This is a genomic window from Chloroflexia bacterium SDU3-3, from assembly GCA_009268125.1.
Classification (GTDB): domain Bacteria; phylum Chloroflexota; class Chloroflexia; order Chloroflexales; family Roseiflexaceae; genus SDU3-3.
On sequence record WBOU01000002.1, the window covers coordinates 511,398 to 527,807 of the forward strand.

Consider the following 16,410-nt stretch of genomic DNA (forward strand, 5'->3'; position numbering starts at 1 on the left):
TTCTGCGCCGCTGGTGGTCCTACTGCGCGGGACGCACCATCAGCCGCACATGGTCGATCGAGAACGGCGTGAGCCGCTTCTCGTCGTTGATGATCGCCACGCCGGTCACATAGGTGTACTGAGGGTCGTAGATCAGGTCGTCGAGCCACAGCACCACCTCGGTCCAGCGGTTGGCCGGGAAGGCGCGGTTGTAGCCCAAAAAGTAGAGCCGCGTCTCGGGGAACAGCGGGTCTTTGGGGTTGGCGTCGGGCTGGCGCTCGACCGAACTATCGGTCTTCAGCCAGTAGCTGTAGTCGTTGCTGCCCTCCACCGCGATCAGCAGGTCATCCAGCTTCACCTCGTTATCGCCGCCGTTCACCCAGAAGCTCACGCCCAACACATCGCTGCGCAGCAGCGGGGCCGCGCCCTTCTGCCGTGTGAAGAACAGCCGCCCATAGCCAGCCTGGGGCTGGGCCAGGATGGCGGCGGTGCCGGTGTAGACCTCGGTGCGGCTTGCGAGGCTCAGCTTCATATTCTGGCTCTGGGCTGTGCTCCAGCCTGCGGCCAGCTTGTCGGTGTAGACCGACTGGTACTCGTAAGCTATGTCGGGGGTGGCGTCGGCCTGGGCCGAAGCTGCGGCCTGGGGGGTGGCGGCGCGGTCGCGGGTGGGCGCGGGCGTGCGGATGGCGGTGGGCGTCACTGGCGTGGGCACCTCGGTGACAGGGTCGGCGAAGAGCGGCGACATGGTGGGGGTGGGGCGCGCCAGCGCGGTGGTGGTGGCGGCGCTGTCGGGGCTGCCGCAGGCCGCCAGCGCGCCGATGGCCGCCAGCAGCAGCGCGCAGCGCCAGCGCGTGCGGGCCGATCTCGTATGGCTCCAGTTGTTACCAGACACAAGCGATCCTTCTACAAGATGTGGCCCTGGAGCGCGTGCCCGGCGCTAGCTGCTTGGCTGGGGCGCGGCTGGCTGCTGCCAGGGCCAGCGGATGGGCGCGACGGCGGGGCGCTCGCGTGCGACCACATCGAAGATGCACACCAGCCCCATCATAATGCCGATCACGCCCATGTTGCTGACCTCCCACGCCATATCGACGTAGGCGTAGACGAAGAATACCACCAGATACGAGAGCGCCAGCACGGTGGCTATGCCCACCTCGTCGTTTGCGGTCTCCCATAGTCGCCGCCCGCCGATCACAAAGGCCGTGCCGAAGGTCGCTGCCATCGAGAGGAATCCAAGCGCACCCATGTCCATCCAGATCCACAGGATCGAGTTGTGGACGATGTACTCCCACCACTCGAAGAAGCTGATGTCGGGCGTGGGCACGATCTGCATGAACTTATTGCCGAACCCGACGCCAAAAAGCACGTTTTTGTGGATGGTGTAGAGGTTGTTGATATTCTCGTAGACGCGGTAAATGTTCGAGGCCGCGTCGCGCGGGTCGGCCTGGCCGAACACCGAGCGCACCGCCTTGGCCGGCGCGCCCAGCGCCCCCGAGCTGTTCCAGAAGATGGCCACGTACAGCATGCCACATGCGGCCAGTGGCGGCACGATCAGCCAGAACTTCTGCTTGTTCAGCCGCAGCAGCAGCAAGAAGATGATCACCACGGCGATGCCCATGGTGATGAACGAGGCGCGGCGGTTGTTTGCGGCGTAGGCCAGCAGCACCACCGGGAAGCCGATCCACATCACCGTGCGCTTGGCGACCGAGGTGCGGAACAGCATCGACGCGAAGAAGATGATGAAGAAGGCGTTGAAATGGATAGAGAGCGCGTGCTCGCCGATCGCCTCGACGCCCGCCAGCTGGAACTTTAGCTCGGTGGCGGTGTAGACCGAGCCGACGACTCCGTTGACGATGTTGGGCAGGATGATCAGCCACAGCATGGTCTGCACGTGGCTGCGCCGCTCGATCAGGTTCACCGTCAGCCAGTACGCGGGCAGGATGTAGAGCAGCGACCGCGCCTCCCACAGCGCGATCACGCGGTCGCCCCCGCGCGCGATGCCGTAGAGCAGCGAGAACATGACGCACCCGCTGAACAGCGCCAGCGGCCAGAACACCGGCCCGAAGCGGAACCGCCACTTGCGCTGGAAGGCCATGCGCAGGAACCATACCGCCAGCGTCAGCGCTAGGCACAGCTCGAAGGGCGAGAAGCTGAATGAGTCGCTGAAGTACAGCAGCGACTCGGCGCTGGAGAGGTTCTTGCGGAAGGGGTACCACGGCATCAGCAGCGCGTCGCCTAGGAAGCTGAAGGTGAGCAGGCAGAACACACCGTTGCGCGGCTCGTAGATGATCAGGCCCACGCAGGTGAAGAAGCACAGCCACGCGATCAGCGACACGGGTGCCATCAGCCGCCCCATGGCGTACGACTGGAACAGCGCCGCCGCCAGCACGAACAGCGCCCACAGGCCGTTGCGGATCCACCCGCGCTTGATCTGGGCCTCAATCGAGAGGTATTTGGGATCGGTGGTGATCGGCTGGTTCATCCGGCTCCTCGCCTGGCGGCTACGATGGGTCCATGAAGTAGATGCCGATGGCGAACAGGATGGTCATGCCGATAACCGGCAGCAGGTAGGTGTAGTTCGACTTGGGCTTCCAGAAGATGCCCAGCGCGATGCACGCGACAGTGAAGGTCAGCACAACTTTCATGGCGTCAGTCCTGCGGGATACGGTTGTAGATCCAGCGCGGCATGCTCACCTTGGTCTGGTTGAGCACCACGCCCAGCATCTGGATGTGCTTCACCTCATCAAGCGCGCGCCGCACGAAGCTCACCGGCGTGATGCCCTGGCGCACCACCACGCACGCGGCGTCGGCCCGCGACGCGATTGCGATGCCGTCGCTGTTGGCCATCAGCGCGGGCGCGTCGATGATGATGTGGTCGAAGCGCCCGGCCAGCTCGGCCAGCAGCTGATCTAGCCCCTGGCTACGCGATGCCATGGCCCACTGGTGCGGCGGCATCTCGCCCGCTGGCAGCAACAGCAGGTTGGTCAGGCTGGTGGCGATCAGCGCCTCATCCAGGGTGGCCTGCCCGGCCAGCACGCCGCTGACGCCTAGGCTGGTGGGCAGATCGACATCGGGCGGCGGGGCGGGCTTGCCGAAACGCTTTTTGGGCGGGCGGGTGGCCTCGCCCAGCTGGCGCTGCAGGCCCGGGCTGGCCCAGTTCAGCTCGACCACGCATACGCTCTGGGCTAGGTCGGATGCCATGGTGGTGGCCAGCGCGAGGGCGCTGTAGGTCACGCCCTCGCCACGGATGGCGCTGACCATGGCGATGCGCGCGGGGATGTGCTCGCGGTAGAGCATGCCGGTGATCATGCGGCGGTAGCTGGCGATCACCTCGGCGGAGAACACGGTGAGCGGCACGCCCGCCGCCGAGAGCAGCACGGTGGGCAGGCTGGCGGCGGGTATGGGCTTGCTGCGCTTTCCTAGCTTGGGCATGGGCTACTCCTGGGTGCTCTGGGCCAGTGCGCCGGGCATGGGCTGCGCTGCTGGCTCGGCTGCTGGCGGCTCGGCGGCTGGCTCGCCAGGGCTGGCGGCGGGCATAGCTGCGGCCAGCAGCTCTTTGCGCACCCGGCTGCGCGGCGGCATGGCCAGCACGGGCAGGCTCAGGCGGTTGTTTACGTCGATCGGGAAGCGCAGGCTCGGGTCGAGCACGGCCACGCCCACGATTGCGATGATGCTGAGCAGGAAGCCTGCGATCACGAAGATGATGTTCTCCATCAGGCGTTTGCGCAGGCCGTTGGTCGGCTCGTCGGCCCTCAGCGGCGCGTCGATGATCAGGTACATCTGGCGCAGGTTGCGCTCGGCCTGGTCCTTGGCCAGCTGGGCGCTCTCGACCTTCGACTGCACATCCTGCACGCGATCCTCGGCCTGCTTCACCGCCGACTGGAGCTGGTCGACCTTCACCAGCTCGTCGCCGGGGCGCTCGCCGCGCTCGGGGGCGGGGTGGGCCAGCAGGTACTCGAGCTGGGCCTGGCGCGCGGTCTCTAGCTCCTGCTTCAGCGGGTCGAGCTGCTTCTGGAAGAACTCCTCGGCGGCCTGGCTGTCCTGCTTGTTGCTGTTCAGCTTCCAGACCACGTAGCTCTCTGGCAGGTGCTGGGCCAGCAGGTAGGCGGTGTCGGCATCCTCGGCGGTGGCGCTGAAGCCCACCAGGTTGTCGTTCACCGAGGCGACCGCCAGGTTTTTGCTGAGGTCGGCCATGGCCTTGTTCAGGTCTTCCTGGCTCTTGTTCATCTTGGCCTCAAGCGAGGTGCCAGCGGCCACGCGGCGCATGAAGGCCTCGGTCTTCATCAGCGCCGAGATCTCGCTGACAAACACCGAGGATGGTGTGACCCAGGCTGCGGTGCCGTTGCCCGGCAGATCGGTGAGCGAGGAGACCAGCGAGGAGCCTTGGACATAGATCGACCCGGCGGATGTGTACGAGGGCTTCTCCCTCAGCGCGAAGAAGCCGCTCGCCGCCGCCGCGATCACGATCGGCAGCATGTAGAGCCAGAAATAGCGAAACAGCGATTCGATCAATCGCAGCAGCGCAAGTCGTATCATATGGGCACCATCCTCCGGTTGTTGGCATTCCCAAGGTAGGAACAGATAGTGGCGATGTTGGGCAGGTGTCGGCCACGCGGCTCTATGGCTCGCTGGCGGGCAGCGCCAGGGCGCGCCGAATCAGAACAGCGCTGTTGGGCCTGTGTGCAGTGCTTATTGTAGCGGCATTGGCCATGTTCAGCATGAACATTCTGCGCCCCGAGCTGTCTATTCGTTCATCTTGGCATGGAGACCGGCAGTGTGCCCGCGCCGATGCTGTGCCCACCATGATGACACATTTTGCCATACTGCTGCAACCACCGCGATAACATTCTACTCACCTTCGTACTGCGCTGGGTGAGGTTGTTGCGCACTGCTGTGCCCTGAGAGTAGTGATCTGCCAGCAAATGCTAACCAAGATTTTATCTGCGCTTGGTATCTCGGCGCGGCGAGCTAAGCAATTGGGGCGGTGTGCGTGCCGCTGGCGTTGCTGGTGCGGCAGGTGCTACGTGCCAAAAAGTGGTACCGATTGAGGCCATGGTATAGCTTATTGTGGTCTTAACAAAATAGACAAAGTGTGGTATACTACCCTCACTGAAAGTAAAGGTTATTATAACTATTACTAGTGAAATGACGATCACGCTCGACAAACCTGCGACCCCGCCGCTACGCGATGGGCAATGGCCCACCGTCGGAGTGAGTGTGGTGATCTTCAGCCTGCAGCCCGCCGAGCGCGGCAGCGAGCTGTCGGTGCTGCTGGTGCGCCGCACCTGCGCCCCGTGCGAGGGCGCGTGGGCGCTGCCGGGCGGCTGGGTGCACAGCGGCGAGGGCTTGGAGCAGGCGGCGCGGCGGCACCTGCTCACCAAGGCCGGGCTACGGCCCACCTACCTTGAGCAGCTCTACACCTTCGGGCGGCCCGACCGCGACCCGCGCGAGCACCGCATTGCGGTGGCCTACTACGCCCTAGTGCGCAACGACGAGAGCGAGATCGCCACCGCGCCCGACCGCGAGGCCCGCTGGTTTGCCGTGGATCGCCTGCCATCGCCGCTGGCCTTCGACAACGACGAGATCGTGCAGTATGCGCTCTGGCGGCTGCGTAACAAGGTCAGCTACGCCTACATCTCCTACCAGCTGCTTCCGCCTACCTTTACGCTCACCCAGCTGCGCGAGGTGTACGAGGGCATCCTCGGCACCGAGATCGACCCGACCAACTTCCGCCGCAAGGTGGAGGCCAGCGGCACGATTGTGCCCACCGGCACGCGGGTGGAGGGCGGCGCGCACCGCCCGCCCAAGCTCTACCGCTGCACCCTTTCGCCCGACCAGCTCTTTAAGGGGCCGCAAAGCTAAGAGAAGCCTTTCCAACACGCGAGCGATGTTGCTCGGATGCGTGTCACTAGCCTACAGGTTTTTGTGTGTTTAGTGTAAAGGTATTTGTGACCTTTACTCAAAGGAGCATCCATGACCACCGCTCTTCCGCCGACACTGGTCGGCGCAACATGCAGCCCCGAGCTTGAGCTTCAGCCCTGGAACTTCGACGCCCCCAAGGCACCGCAGTACGGCCCAGGCGCAAGCCAGGAGGACACCATCCCGCTGGATGCGCCGGTGCAGCAGCAGATGCCCGCCAGCTACCGCGCCATGGACGCCGCCGAGCTTGACCGGCGCATCCGCCAGGCCAAGGCCATCCTGGGCGAGAAGCTGCTGATCCTAGGGCACCACTACCAGCGCGACGAGATCATCCAGTACGCTGACCTGCGCGGCGACTCGTTCAAGCTCTCCGAGCTGGCCGCCGCCCGCAGCCAGGCCGACTACATCCTATTCTGCGGCGTGCACTTCATGGCCGAGAGCGCCGACGTGCTGGCCCAGCCGCACCAGCAGGTCATCCTGCCCAACATGGCGGCGGGCTGCTCCATGGCCGACATGGCCCACCCCGACGACGTGCTGAACGCCTGGGATCAGCTGGCCGAGCTGTACGGCCCCCAGCAGGGCCAGCGCCAGCCGCTGCTGCCCGTGACCTACATGAACTCGGCGGCCTCGCTCAAGGCCTTCTGCGGCGAGCGCGGCGGCGTGGTCTGCACCTCGTCCAACGCCGACACGGTGCTGCGCTGGGCCTTCGAGCGCGGCGAGCGCGTGCTGTTCTTCCCCGACCAGCACCTGGGCCGCAACACCGGCTTCGCCATGGGCATCCCGCTGGAGCAGATGGTGCTGTGGAACCCGCGCAAGCCGCTGGGCGGCAATACCCCCGAGCAGCTGCGCGAGGCCAAGATCATTCTCTGGCAGGGCCACTGCTCGGTGCACAAGCGCTTCACCGTGGCCCAGATCGAGCAGGCCCGCCGCGACTACCCCGGCGTGAACGTGATCGTGCACCCCGAGTGCGATATCAAGGTGGTGCAGGCCGCCGATAGCTACGGCTCCACCGAGCACATCCTGGCCAAGATCGCCAAGGCCGAGCCAGGCTCGATCTGGGCGGTGGGCACCGAGATCAGCATGGTGAAGCGGCTAGCCGCTGAGAACCCCGACAAGACGATCTTCTGCCTGGACCCGGTGATCTGCCCCTGCTCGACGATGTACCGCATCCACCCGGCCTATGTGGCCTGGGCGCTCGACAACCTGCTTGAGGGCCGCGTGATCAACCGCATCACGGTGGACGAGGACACCAAGCGCTGGGCGAAGGTTGCCCTTGAGCGCATGCTTCAGCTTCGGTAGCGCGTCGCTTTCTCCCAGGGGCCGCCGTGCGCGCGGCCCCGCCAGGCCGAGGCCCACGTGCTGACCGCGGCCACGATATAGTGAGGAACAGCTATGTACGACTATATTATCATCGGCAGCGGGATCGCAGGCTTGTACACCGCGCTGCGGGCGGCCCAGCACGGCAGCGTGCTGGTGCTCACCAAGAGCAAGCTGGAGGAGAGCAACACGCGCTATGCCCAGGGCGGTATCGCGGCGGCCTTCTCGCCCGAGGACAGCCCGGCGCTGCACTACGAGGACACCCTGATCGCAGGCGCTGGCCTGTGCGACGAGGCGGCGGTGCGCGTGCTGACCGACGAGGCCCCCGCTCGCATCCGCGACCTGTTCAGCTACCAGGTGCCCTTCGACCGCCACGATGGCGAGGTCTCCCTGGGGCTGGAGGGCGCGCACTCGCGGCGGCGCATCCTGCACGCTGGCGGCGACGCCACCGGCTGGCATATCGAGGAGGCGCTCTGCCAGGCCATCCGCAAGGCCAATGTGGCGGTGCTTGAGGATGCGTTTGTGACCGAGATCGCGGTGGAGCATGGCCGCGCCACCGGCGTGTGGGCCATGCAGGGCGAGCGGCCCGCGCGGCGCTACCGCGGGCGGCACATCATCCTGGCCAGCGGCGGGGCCGGGCAGCTCTACGCCTACACCACCAACCCCGGCGTGGCCACCGGCAGCGGCATGGCGCTGGCCTTCCGCGCCGGTGCCGAGCTGATCGACCTAGAGTTCTACCAGTTCCACCCCACCGCGCTGCGGATGGATGGACTGCCGCCCTTCCTGATCTCCGAGGCGGTGCGCGGCGAGGGCGCGTACCTGCGCAACAGCCTGGGCGAGCGCTTCATGCCGCGCTACGACGAGCGCAACGAGCTGGCCCCGCGCGACATCGTGGCGCGGGCGATCACCAGCGAGATGCGCCGCACCGGCAGCGACTGCGCCTACCTCGACCTGCGGCATCTGGACGCCGAGGAGGCCCTGCGCCACTTCCCGACCATCGCCAAGTTCTGCGCCGAGGCCGGGATGGACATCACCAAGGATCTGGTGCCGGTGGCCCCCGCCGCCCACTACATGATGGGCGGTGTGCGCACCAACAGCTGGGGCGAGACCAGCCTGCCCGGCCTGTATGCCTGCGGCGAGGTGGCCTGCTCGGGCGTGCACGGCGCGAACCGGCTGGCCAGCAACTCGCTGCTGGAGGGCCTGGTGTTCGGCGGGCGGATCGTGGAGCGCACGCTCCAGCGTGGCGCGGCGTGGTTCGAGGATACCGAGTCGGCAGATTTTGGCCCCGACCAAGTGCTGGAGCTGGCCCAGCCGCAGCATGCCGCGCCCAGCAAGGCTCCAACCCAGGCCGACCTGCAGCGGCTGATGTGGCAGAACGTGGGCCTGGTGCGCGAGGCCGCCGAGCTTGAGGAAGCGGTCGAGACCATGGGCCGCTGGCAGGCGGCGCTGGCCCACCCGCGCAGCATCGCCGACCACGAGCTGCGCAACCAGGTGCTGCTGGGCTGGCTGATGGCCCAGGCCGCGCTGGCCCGCCAGGAGAGCCGCGGCGGCCACTTCCGCAGCGATGCCCCCGAGACGCTGGACGCCTGGCGGCACCGCATTGTGGTGGGCCAGCGCGTGGCTGTCGAGCACGCGCTGGAGCGCAGCCTTGCGGCGGCGGACTAGCCCAGGTTCAATGAAGAGCCGCCATGCGGCCTAGAGAGGGAAACAGAATGACAGCGGCATATATCCCATCCACCAGCCACTACATCTCCGATGAGGCGCTGGCGCGGCTGGTGGGCGCGGCGCTCGACGAAGATCTCGGGCGCGGCGACATCACCTCCGACCTGCTGGTGCCGGACGGCATCCAGGCCAGCGCGGTGTTTCGTGGCCGCAGCGCGGGCGTGGCGGCTGGCCTCACCATCGCCGGGCTGGTCTTCCAGACCGCCGATAGCCGCGTCACCTTCGAGCAGCTGGTGCCCGAGGGCGCGGCCATCGAGCCGGGGCAGGATCTGGCCGTGGTGCGCGGCCCGGCCCGCAGCCTGCTGCGCGGCGAGCGCGTGGCGCTCAACTTTGCCCAGCGTCTGAGCGGCATCGCCAGCCTGACGGCGCGCTACGTGGCCGCCGTGCGCGGCACCAGGGCGCGGATCGTGGACACCCGCAAGACCACCCCCGGCCTGCGGGCGCTGGAGAAGTACGCCGTGCGTGTGGGCGGCGGGCGCAACCACCGCCGCGACCTGAGCGACGCCGTGATGATCAAGGATAACCATCTAGTCGCTATCGCCATGCGCGGCCTGAGCCTGCCCGCCGCGGTGGCGCAGATGCGCGAGCAGCTAGCCCACACGGTCAAGATCGAGATCGAGGTCGACCGCATCGACCAGATCCCGCTGGCCCTGGAGGCCAGGGCCGACATTATCCTGCTGGACAATATGGGGCCAGATCTGCTGCGCGAGGCCGTAGCGCTGATCGACGGGCGCGCGCTTACCGAGGCCTCGGGCGGGGTGAATATGGCCACAGTGGCGGCGATCGCGGCCTCGGGCGTCGATATTATCTCGGTCGGCGGGCTGACCCACTCGGCACCCGCGCTGGATATCGGGCTGGACATGGAGCTGGCGCAATGAGCGACGCGGGCCTGATCTACCTCGATCACGCCGCGACCACGCCCACCCATCCCAAGGTGCTGGAGGCGATGTGGCCCTACTTCACCCAGCAGTTCGGCAATGCCTCCAGCCGCTACCCGCTGGCCGAGCAGGCCCGGCGGGCGGTGGAGTGGGCGCACGCCACGGTGGCCCAGCGCATCGGGGCGCGCCCCGGCGAGGTGATCATCACCAGCGGCGGCAGCGAGGGCGACAATCTGGCGCTGAAGGGCGTGGCGCTGGCCAGCCGCAGCCGGGGCGACCACATCATCACCACGCAGATCGAGCACCACGCGGTGCTGCGCGCCTGCGAGTACCTTGAGGCCGCCCACGGCTTCCGTATCACCTACCTGCCCGTCGATGCGGCTGGCGTGGTCGATCTGGCCGCGCTCGATGCGGCGCTGGATGCGCGCACGGTGCTGGTCAGCGTCATGCTGGCCAATAACGAGGTGGGCAGCATCCAGCCCCTGGCCGAGATCGCCCAGCGCACTAGGCCGCGCGGCATCCCGCTGCACACCGATGCGGTGCAGGCCATGGCCAACATGGTGGTGGATGTGGATGCGCTGGGCGTCGATCTGCTCACCATCTCGGCCCACAAGCTCTACGGCCCCAAGGGTGTGGGCGCGCTCTATGTGCGGCGCGGCACCCCGCTCGATCCGCTCATCCACGGCGGACACCAGGAGCGCGATAGGCGCGCGGGCACCGAGAATGTGGCGGGCATGGTCGGCCTGGCCGCAGCGCTCCAGCTAGCTGCCGAGCACGACATGGCGGCCACCCAGGCCCTGCGCGACCACCTGATCGCGGGTGTGCTGGACATGGTGCCGGGGGCCATGCTCACCGGCCACCCCACCCAGCGGCTGGCGGGCAGCGCCAGCTTCTGCTTCGCGGGCGTGGCGGGCGAGGCCGTGCTGGTGGCTCTGGCCGACCGGGGCGTGGCTTGCTCTAGCGGCTCGGCCTGCGCGGCGGGCGAGACCGACCCCTCACATGTGCTCACGGCCATGGGCATCCCTGCCGAGCTGGCGCAGACGGCGGTGCGCTTCAGCCTGGGCGCGCTGAACAGCGCCGAGCAGATCGACCGCGTGGTGGCGATGCTGGGAGACATAATGATGGAGCTACGCTAGAGCGATCTATGGCAGCAGAAAGCGGGCTGGGTATATGCGCCCAGCCCGCTTTCTATTGTATCGACCTGCGCTGCTACTTTCCGAGCTTGGCCAGCTCGTCGTCGAAGGTCTTCTTCCAGGTGTCGTAGGGCTGCGCGCCCACCACCAGTGTACCGTTTACCGTAAACGAGGGCGTGCTCTGCACCCCCGCCGCCGTGCCCTCGCGGTAGTCGGACTCGATCTGCGTCGCGAACTGCTGCGACTGGACGCACGTCTGCAGCGCCTTCTCGTCCAGCTTCAGCTCGCGGGCGTAGCCCAGCATGGTTGAGAAATCCTGCGAGAGGTTGCTGGTGCCCCACTCTTTGTCCGTCTGGCCCTTGAACAGCCGGTCGTGCATGGGGTAGAAGCTGCCCTGCACCGCCGCGCAGTTGGCCACGTGGGCAGCCAGCACCGCGCTGCTGTGGATCTCGGAGAGCGGGAAGTCGCGGAACTCGAACGAGACCTTGCCGGTGTCGATGTAGTTCTTCTTGATCTCGGGCATGGCCTGCTCGGCAAACATCGCGCAGTAGGGGCACTGGAAGTCGCTATACACGACCACCTTGATCGGCGCGCTGGGGTCGCCCATGCTGCGGCTGGCCGCGCTGGCGGTGGCGGTGGCCTCGGCGGCTGGCGCGGCGGTGGCCTCGGCTGCGGCTGGCGCGGCGGTTGCCTGAGTGGTGGCCCCCGAGGTTGTCGAGCCCTCGGCAGTCGCGCTGGCGATGGTGGAGACAGTGCCTGTGGGGCCGCACGAGGCCGTGAGAAAGAGCGCGCCGCCCAGCAGCGCGCCTGAGAGCGCCCGCTGGATGCGGGGCGAGAATGCTACCATGTCAGATCCCTTCAGAGCGATAAAAAGATGCCGCGCAGAGCCGCCTCGGGGCGCAGCGCGCCGCAGACGCATGCCCGCACGGCCCGTGTCTAGCGCTTCAGCGCCTCCACTGGCTGCGTCTCGGGGGCGCGGCGGTAGAGCTGGTGCATGGCCCGCCCGGTGCCGTCCTCGCCACAGTAGGGGCAGACCGACCACGTGAGGTCGATCACGTGGCTGCATGTCTCGCAGCGGCGGCGCAGCGAGGTGTGGCAGTGCGGGCAGAGGATGAAATCTGGCTCGATGCCGCGCTGGCAGTGCGGGCAGACATACGGCTCCTCAAGGTCGCGCCGCATATATTGCTCTTCCAGCGTGCGCTCGTACTTCTCGCCTAGGGTCTGGCGCGGGCGCAGGATCATGTGCAGCACGATCCCGGCGAACGGCAGCAGCAGCACCAGCGAGACCGCGAACACCTGCACCACCACATCGTCGCTGCGGCTGCGGATGTCGCGGTAGGCCCACAGCACCGATGCGGCCCACAGCAGAATAAGGTAGGCGAGCAAGGCCCAGCCAAGCACCACCAGGATGGGTATCGTATTTGTGATCAGCGACTGAATCGCTTCCAAGGTCATAGCTCCTTTCCTATTGCGGCTCATTTTCTCGCAATAGAAGAAAATGTCAAGTTCCTGGCACGGCGCGCGCTGGCGCATCGCGACGCCCGCAAAGGCCAAGAAAACACATGTGGGAGGCGTCGCCTCCCACATGTCGTGCAATCGCTATGCCGCATCGGCTAGACGCGCAGCATCTGCCCGGCTTTCAGCACAAACACCGTCGCCCCGCCCACCTGCACCTCGATCGGCGCGGGCGGGTAGAACTCGCCCGACTCGGCGATTGGCGGCAGCGGCGAGACGTAGCGGGTGCGGGTGTAGCAGTGCTCGCGGATGACCCGCAGCAGCGGCTCCAGCATGTCGGTCTCGGTGGCGATAAACAGAGTCATATTGCCCTCGTGCAGGAAGCCGCCCTCGCTGCTGATGCGGGTCACGCGGTAGCCGCGCTCGGTGAGCGCCGCCACTAGGTCGGCGGCATCCTGGCGCTGCACCACCGCGATCACTAGGCGCATGGGGGTTGGTTCGTTGCTTGCCATTCAGTCCTCTTCGCTCTCGTGCCAGCGGGGCCTAGCTCTGGTGTAGCACCGACTCGACCGTATCGCCGATCTGCGCGGCGATCTCCTCGACCGCCAGGCAGGCGTTGAACACGTGCCAGCGCTCCTTCGACTCGTTGATCAGCTGGCGGTAGCCCTCCTCCACCCGCTTGTGGAACTCTAGCTCGCGGGCGTCGAGCCGATTCCACTCGACCGGCACGCCCGTGCGGCCCTCGGGCATCGGGGTCAGCGGGGCCGACTGCGAGCGGAGGCGCTCGCGGGCGCGGGCCTTGCGCTCCAGGCCATCCTCGGCGCTCAGGTCGAGGTAGATGGTCATGTCGGGCTGTAGGCCGCCGGTGGCCATCTCGGTCAGGATGCGCAGCTCGCTCATGTCGCGGCCCAGGCCGAAGCCCTGGTAGGCGTAGGTCGAGTCGGCGTAGCGGTCGCACAGCACGATGCCATCGTGGGCCAGGTAGGGCCGGATGACCTCGTGGACCAGCTGGGCGCGCGCCGCCGAGAACAGCAGCGTCTCGGTCATGGGCAGAATCTCGGTGTTGTGCAGGTCCAGCACGATCCGCCGGATCATGTCGCTGATCCGCGTGCCGCCCGGCTCGCGCACCAGGATGACGGGGTATCCGCGCTCGACCATGTACTCGTAGAGCAGCCGCGACTGGGTGCTCTTCCCGCTGCCCTCAGGCCCCTCGAATGTGATAAATAGACTCATACGTTAGAAGAAGTATGGGTGCCAGCGTCTCCTTGTGTGTTGCCCTGGCACCCCGCAGGCTGCTAGCCTCTGGAAACTTTCACGCGCCGATGTGGCTCGCGGCCACGGCTCTCCGAGCGGACATTATACCGCTCCGCCATCTGGTGTTGGATCTTGCGGATGTAGTTGCTGCGCGGCGTCAGCTCCACCGCGTGCTGCTCGCCGTTCAGCACCTGGGTGATCGCGCTCTCGGTCTCGACGCGGGCCTCCTGTTCCTCATCCTCGTAGAAGTTGCCGCGGTAGGCGGGCACCACCTCGGGGGTGACATCGCCCAGGTGGAAGATGTCGGCCAGCTGGCGCTCCATCTGGTGGGCGGTGTTGTTGCGCAGCACGTAGACCGGCACGCCCCGGCCCTCGGCCTGGCGTACGCGCTCGGAGCCTTGGCGGTAGTAGTTTTTTAGCGTCATCACCAGTGTGGCCTCGCCCATCTCGCGCACGATGGTGGCGGGCACGCGCAGCGCGTGGATGGCCTTCTCCAGCCGGTCGCGGCTGATCCCGAAGGGGTAGATCCGCTGGGCCGACACCCCGTTCATCGCGCCGCTGTTGCCCGAGAGCGCCGCCCGGTCGCGGTTGGCCGCCTGGGCCACGCCTGCGCCGCGCTGGCCGCCATCGCGCCTGCGGCCCGGCTCGCCGCCGCGCTCGCCGCCGTCGCGCCTGCGGCTGCTGTACTCGGCGCGCTCGAAGCCTTCGCGCGGGGCGTGGCCTTTGGTCTCCACCTGGATGTCGCCGTCGGCGTTGCGCTCGCGCAGCTCGGCCTGCGGCTCCTCGCCACGCAGGATGGAGTCGACGGCGGCGGCCACATCGGGGTAGACCAGCACCTTGTCCCAGCTCTGGATCTCGACCAGGATGTCGAAGGTGGGCGGGGCCTTGCGCTCCAGCACGGTCTTCTGGGTGCCGCGCCGCCGGGCCTCGTCGTCGCCCAGGGTCACAGCCTGGATGCCGCCGATCAGGTCGGAGAGCGTGGGGTTGATCATCAGGTTGTCGAGCGTGTTGCCGTGGGCGGTGCCGATCAGCTGCACGCCGCGCTCGGCGATGGTGCGGGCGGCCTGGGCCTCAAGCTCGGTGCCGATCTCGTCGATCACGATCACCTGCGGCATGTGGTTCTCCACCGCCTCGATCATGATCGCGTGCTGCTCGGATGGGCGCGGCACCTGCATGCGGCGGGCGCGGCCAATGCCGGGGTGCGGCACGTCGCCGTCGCCGGCGATCTCGTTGGATGTGTCTACAATCACCACGCGCTTGCGCAGCTCGTCGGCCAGCACGCGGGCGGTCTCGCGCAGCATGGTGGTCTTGCCCACGCCGGGGCGGCCCAGCAGCAGCACGCTCTGGCCCGACTCCACTAGGTCGCGCAGGATGATGATGGTGCCGTACACGGCGCGCCCCACGCGGCACGTGAGGCCGATCACATCGCCCGAGCGGTTGCGGATGCCCGAGATGCGGTGCAGCGTGCGCGGGATGCCAGCGCGGTTGTCCTCGCCGAACATGCCGATCCGCGAGATCACATAGTCGATATCCTCACGGGTCACATCCTCGCTGCTCAGCAGGCGCTCGCTGTCGCGGTAGCGCGCCTCGGGCAGCCGCCCCAGATCCATCACGATCTCGAGCAGGTCGTCTTTGCTCTCCTCCCCTTGCTCAAGTGCCGCTCGGATCCCCGTCGGCAGCGTCTGAAGCAGCAGGTCGATGTTGCTTGTGATATCGTGTTGATCTGACATATGCCCTCGCGTCCTCGTTTATCGAGGATATCGTTGGTATGGATACACGAGACTCCAGCATCGGTTCGGCGATAGGGCGGAGGATGGGCTGCCGCACAGGTGCGGTGATGTGGCGCACGTAGAGCGCCTGTTCGCCAATGGGCTGAAATCCTAGGTCGCTGGCGGGCATCAGCAGCTCGCGCTGGTACTCGCGTAGCAGTAAGTATACCGGCAGGTCGTCGCTGATCTGGCCCAGCCCAAACCGCAGCACATCGGTGGTGATCTCGCGGGACTCGGGGTGGAGCAGCAGCGTCAGCACGTGCCCGGCGGTGCCGGTGGTCACATGAAGGTACGCGGTCAGATTGTCGTCGGATCCAAGCACCCAGCCGCGCGTCCCCGCGCGGTCGCGCGCCCGGGGCAGCTTCCAGGTGCGGCTGTCGCGCACCTCGGCCTGCTGCACGGTTCGTGGTGTGGTCAGGCCGTAGAGCTTCTGGATGGCGAACAGCGAGCGCTGGGTCTGGGGGCGCAGCGGGGCCACGGTGGTGCCCTGGTCCCAGTCCGGCCCTTCGAGCCGCAGCACCAGCTGGGTGGTGTAGTGGCTAAAGCCGCTCTGGCGGAACAGCTCGCGCAGCTCGGTGTGGCTCTGCGAGAGCGCGGCGTAGAGCCGCTGCACCGCCGCCCGCCCCGCCAGCGCCGAGAGCTGCTCCAGCAGCCGGAACCACATGTCGGGGTCGGTCGGCCCGCCCTCGACGCCGCCATAGGAGGCCAGCACCGCCACGTCGTGCTCGGGCCTGCCGCTGCGGGCCACGGTCTGCACCGCCGCCCGCAGGCCCCGCTCGCGCAGCATCATGGTCATCCCGTGGTAGCTGTTGCCCTCGATGATGCTGCGCAGCGCGCACCACAGGAATCGATGGGGCCGTGCGAGCATGGCCTCGTTGTACAGCATCACGTGGCTGCGCGGTTTACGCCGTAATGTCCAGAGGTCGCCAGGTGTGGCAGGTCCGATCATGTGTGTGGCGTGCGGCGCGCTGGCGGTGGCCGGTGCGC

The 16,410-nt window shown here is 67.2% G+C and carries 15 protein-coding genes; 5 read left to right on the top strand and 10 right to left on the bottom strand.

The window, feature by feature from the left end:
• Positions 1–19 precede the first annotated feature (19 nt).
• The 4 genes from F8S13_04880 to F8S13_04895 form a co-directional block, all read right to left on the bottom strand.
• Positions 20–871, bottom strand: coding sequence for a hypothetical protein (locus tag F8S13_04880; protein KAB8145167.1), 852 nt, complete (start codon positions 869–871; stop codon positions 20–22).
• Positions 872–916: 45 nt separating this feature from the next.
• Positions 917–2,458, bottom strand: coding sequence for an O-antigen ligase family protein (locus F8S13_04885; GenBank protein ID KAB8145168.1), 1,542 nt, complete (start codon positions 2,456–2,458; stop codon positions 917–919).
• Positions 2,459–2,625: 167 nt separating this feature from the next.
• On the bottom strand, positions 2,626–3,408 hold the full coding sequence (locus tag F8S13_04890; protein KAB8145169.1) for a CpsD/CapB family tyrosine-protein kinase: 783 nt from the start codon (positions 3,406–3,408) through the stop codon (positions 2,626–2,628).
• A 3-nt stretch (positions 3,409–3,411) separates the two neighbouring features.
• Positions 3,412–4,512: a hypothetical protein gene (locus F8S13_04895; GenBank protein ID KAB8145170.1), complete on the bottom strand. Its 1,101-nt coding sequence runs from the start codon at positions 4,510–4,512 to the stop codon at positions 3,412–3,414.
• A 609-nt stretch (positions 4,513–5,121) separates the two neighbouring features.
• Here F8S13_04895 and F8S13_04900 point away from each other — a divergent pair.
• From F8S13_04900 to F8S13_04920, 5 genes are all read left to right on the top strand, one after another.
• Entirely contained in the window at positions 5,122–5,838 is a 717-nt protein-coding gene (locus tag F8S13_04900; GenBank protein ID KAB8145171.1) for an NUDIX hydrolase, read from the top strand.
• Positions 5,839–5,949: 111 nt separating this feature from the next.
• Positions 5,950–7,194: a quinolinate synthase NadA gene (gene nadA / locus F8S13_04905; GenBank protein KAB8145172.1), complete on the top strand. Its 1,245-nt coding sequence runs from the start codon at positions 5,950–5,952 to the stop codon at positions 7,192–7,194.
• Positions 7,195–7,287: 93 nt separating this feature from the next.
• Positions 7,288–8,877, top strand: a complete 1,590-nt coding sequence (nadB, locus tag F8S13_04910) for an L-aspartate oxidase (GenBank protein KAB8145173.1) — start codon at positions 7,288–7,290, stop codon at positions 8,875–8,877.
• Between the two features lie 47 nt (positions 8,878–8,924).
• The gene (gene nadC / locus F8S13_04915; GenBank protein ID KAB8145174.1) at positions 8,925–9,812 is read left to right on the top strand and encodes a carboxylating nicotinate-nucleotide diphosphorylase; all 888 of its coding nucleotides are present in this window, start codon (positions 8,925–8,927) and stop codon (positions 9,810–9,812) included.
• Positions 9,809–10,948, top strand: coding sequence for an aminotransferase class V-fold PLP-dependent enzyme (locus F8S13_04920; GenBank protein KAB8145175.1), 1,140 nt, complete (start codon positions 9,809–9,811; stop codon positions 10,946–10,948). Before nadC ends, F8S13_04920 begins: the two co-directional genes overlap by 4 nt.
• Positions 10,949–11,021: 73 nt before the next feature.
• Here F8S13_04920 and F8S13_04925 read toward each other — a convergent pair whose 3' ends face one another.
• The 6 genes from F8S13_04925 to F8S13_04950 all read right to left on the bottom strand — a co-directional run bounded on the left by F8S13_04925 (position 11,022) and on the right by F8S13_04950 (position 16,372).
• Positions 11,022–12,011 carry a DsbA family protein gene (locus F8S13_04925; protein ID KAB8145176.1) on the bottom strand — a complete coding sequence of 330 codons (990 nt, stop codon included), beginning with the start codon at positions 12,009–12,011 and terminating at the stop codon, positions 11,022–11,024.
• Positions 11,882–12,394: a zinc ribbon domain-containing protein gene (locus tag F8S13_04930; GenBank protein KAB8145177.1), complete on the bottom strand. Its 513-nt coding sequence runs from the start codon at positions 12,392–12,394 to the stop codon at positions 11,882–11,884. Before F8S13_04930 ends, F8S13_04925 begins: the two co-directional genes overlap by 130 nt.
• A gap of 164 nt (positions 12,395–12,558) precedes the next feature.
• Complete coding sequence (locus tag F8S13_04935; protein KAB8145256.1) at positions 12,559–12,888, bottom strand: hypothetical protein; 330 nt, start codon at positions 12,886–12,888, stop codon at positions 12,559–12,561.
• Positions 12,889–12,943: 55 nt separating this feature from the next.
• Positions 12,944–13,633: a dTMP kinase gene (tmk, locus tag F8S13_04940; GenBank protein KAB8145178.1), complete on the bottom strand. Its 690-nt coding sequence runs from the start codon at positions 13,631–13,633 to the stop codon at positions 12,944–12,946.
• A gap of 62 nt (positions 13,634–13,695) precedes the next feature.
• Positions 13,696–15,384 (bottom strand): AAA family ATPase, encoded by a 1,689-nt coding sequence (locus F8S13_04945; protein KAB8145179.1) that lies wholly within the window; start codon positions 15,382–15,384, stop codon positions 13,696–13,698.
• A complete protein-coding gene (locus F8S13_04950; GenBank protein KAB8145180.1) occupies positions 15,305–16,372 on the bottom strand; it encodes a hypothetical protein in 1,068 nt (355 codons plus the stop codon). The genes F8S13_04945 and F8S13_04950 overlap by 80 nt, the downstream gene beginning before the upstream one ends.
• Positions 16,373–16,410: the final 38 nt, after the last annotated feature.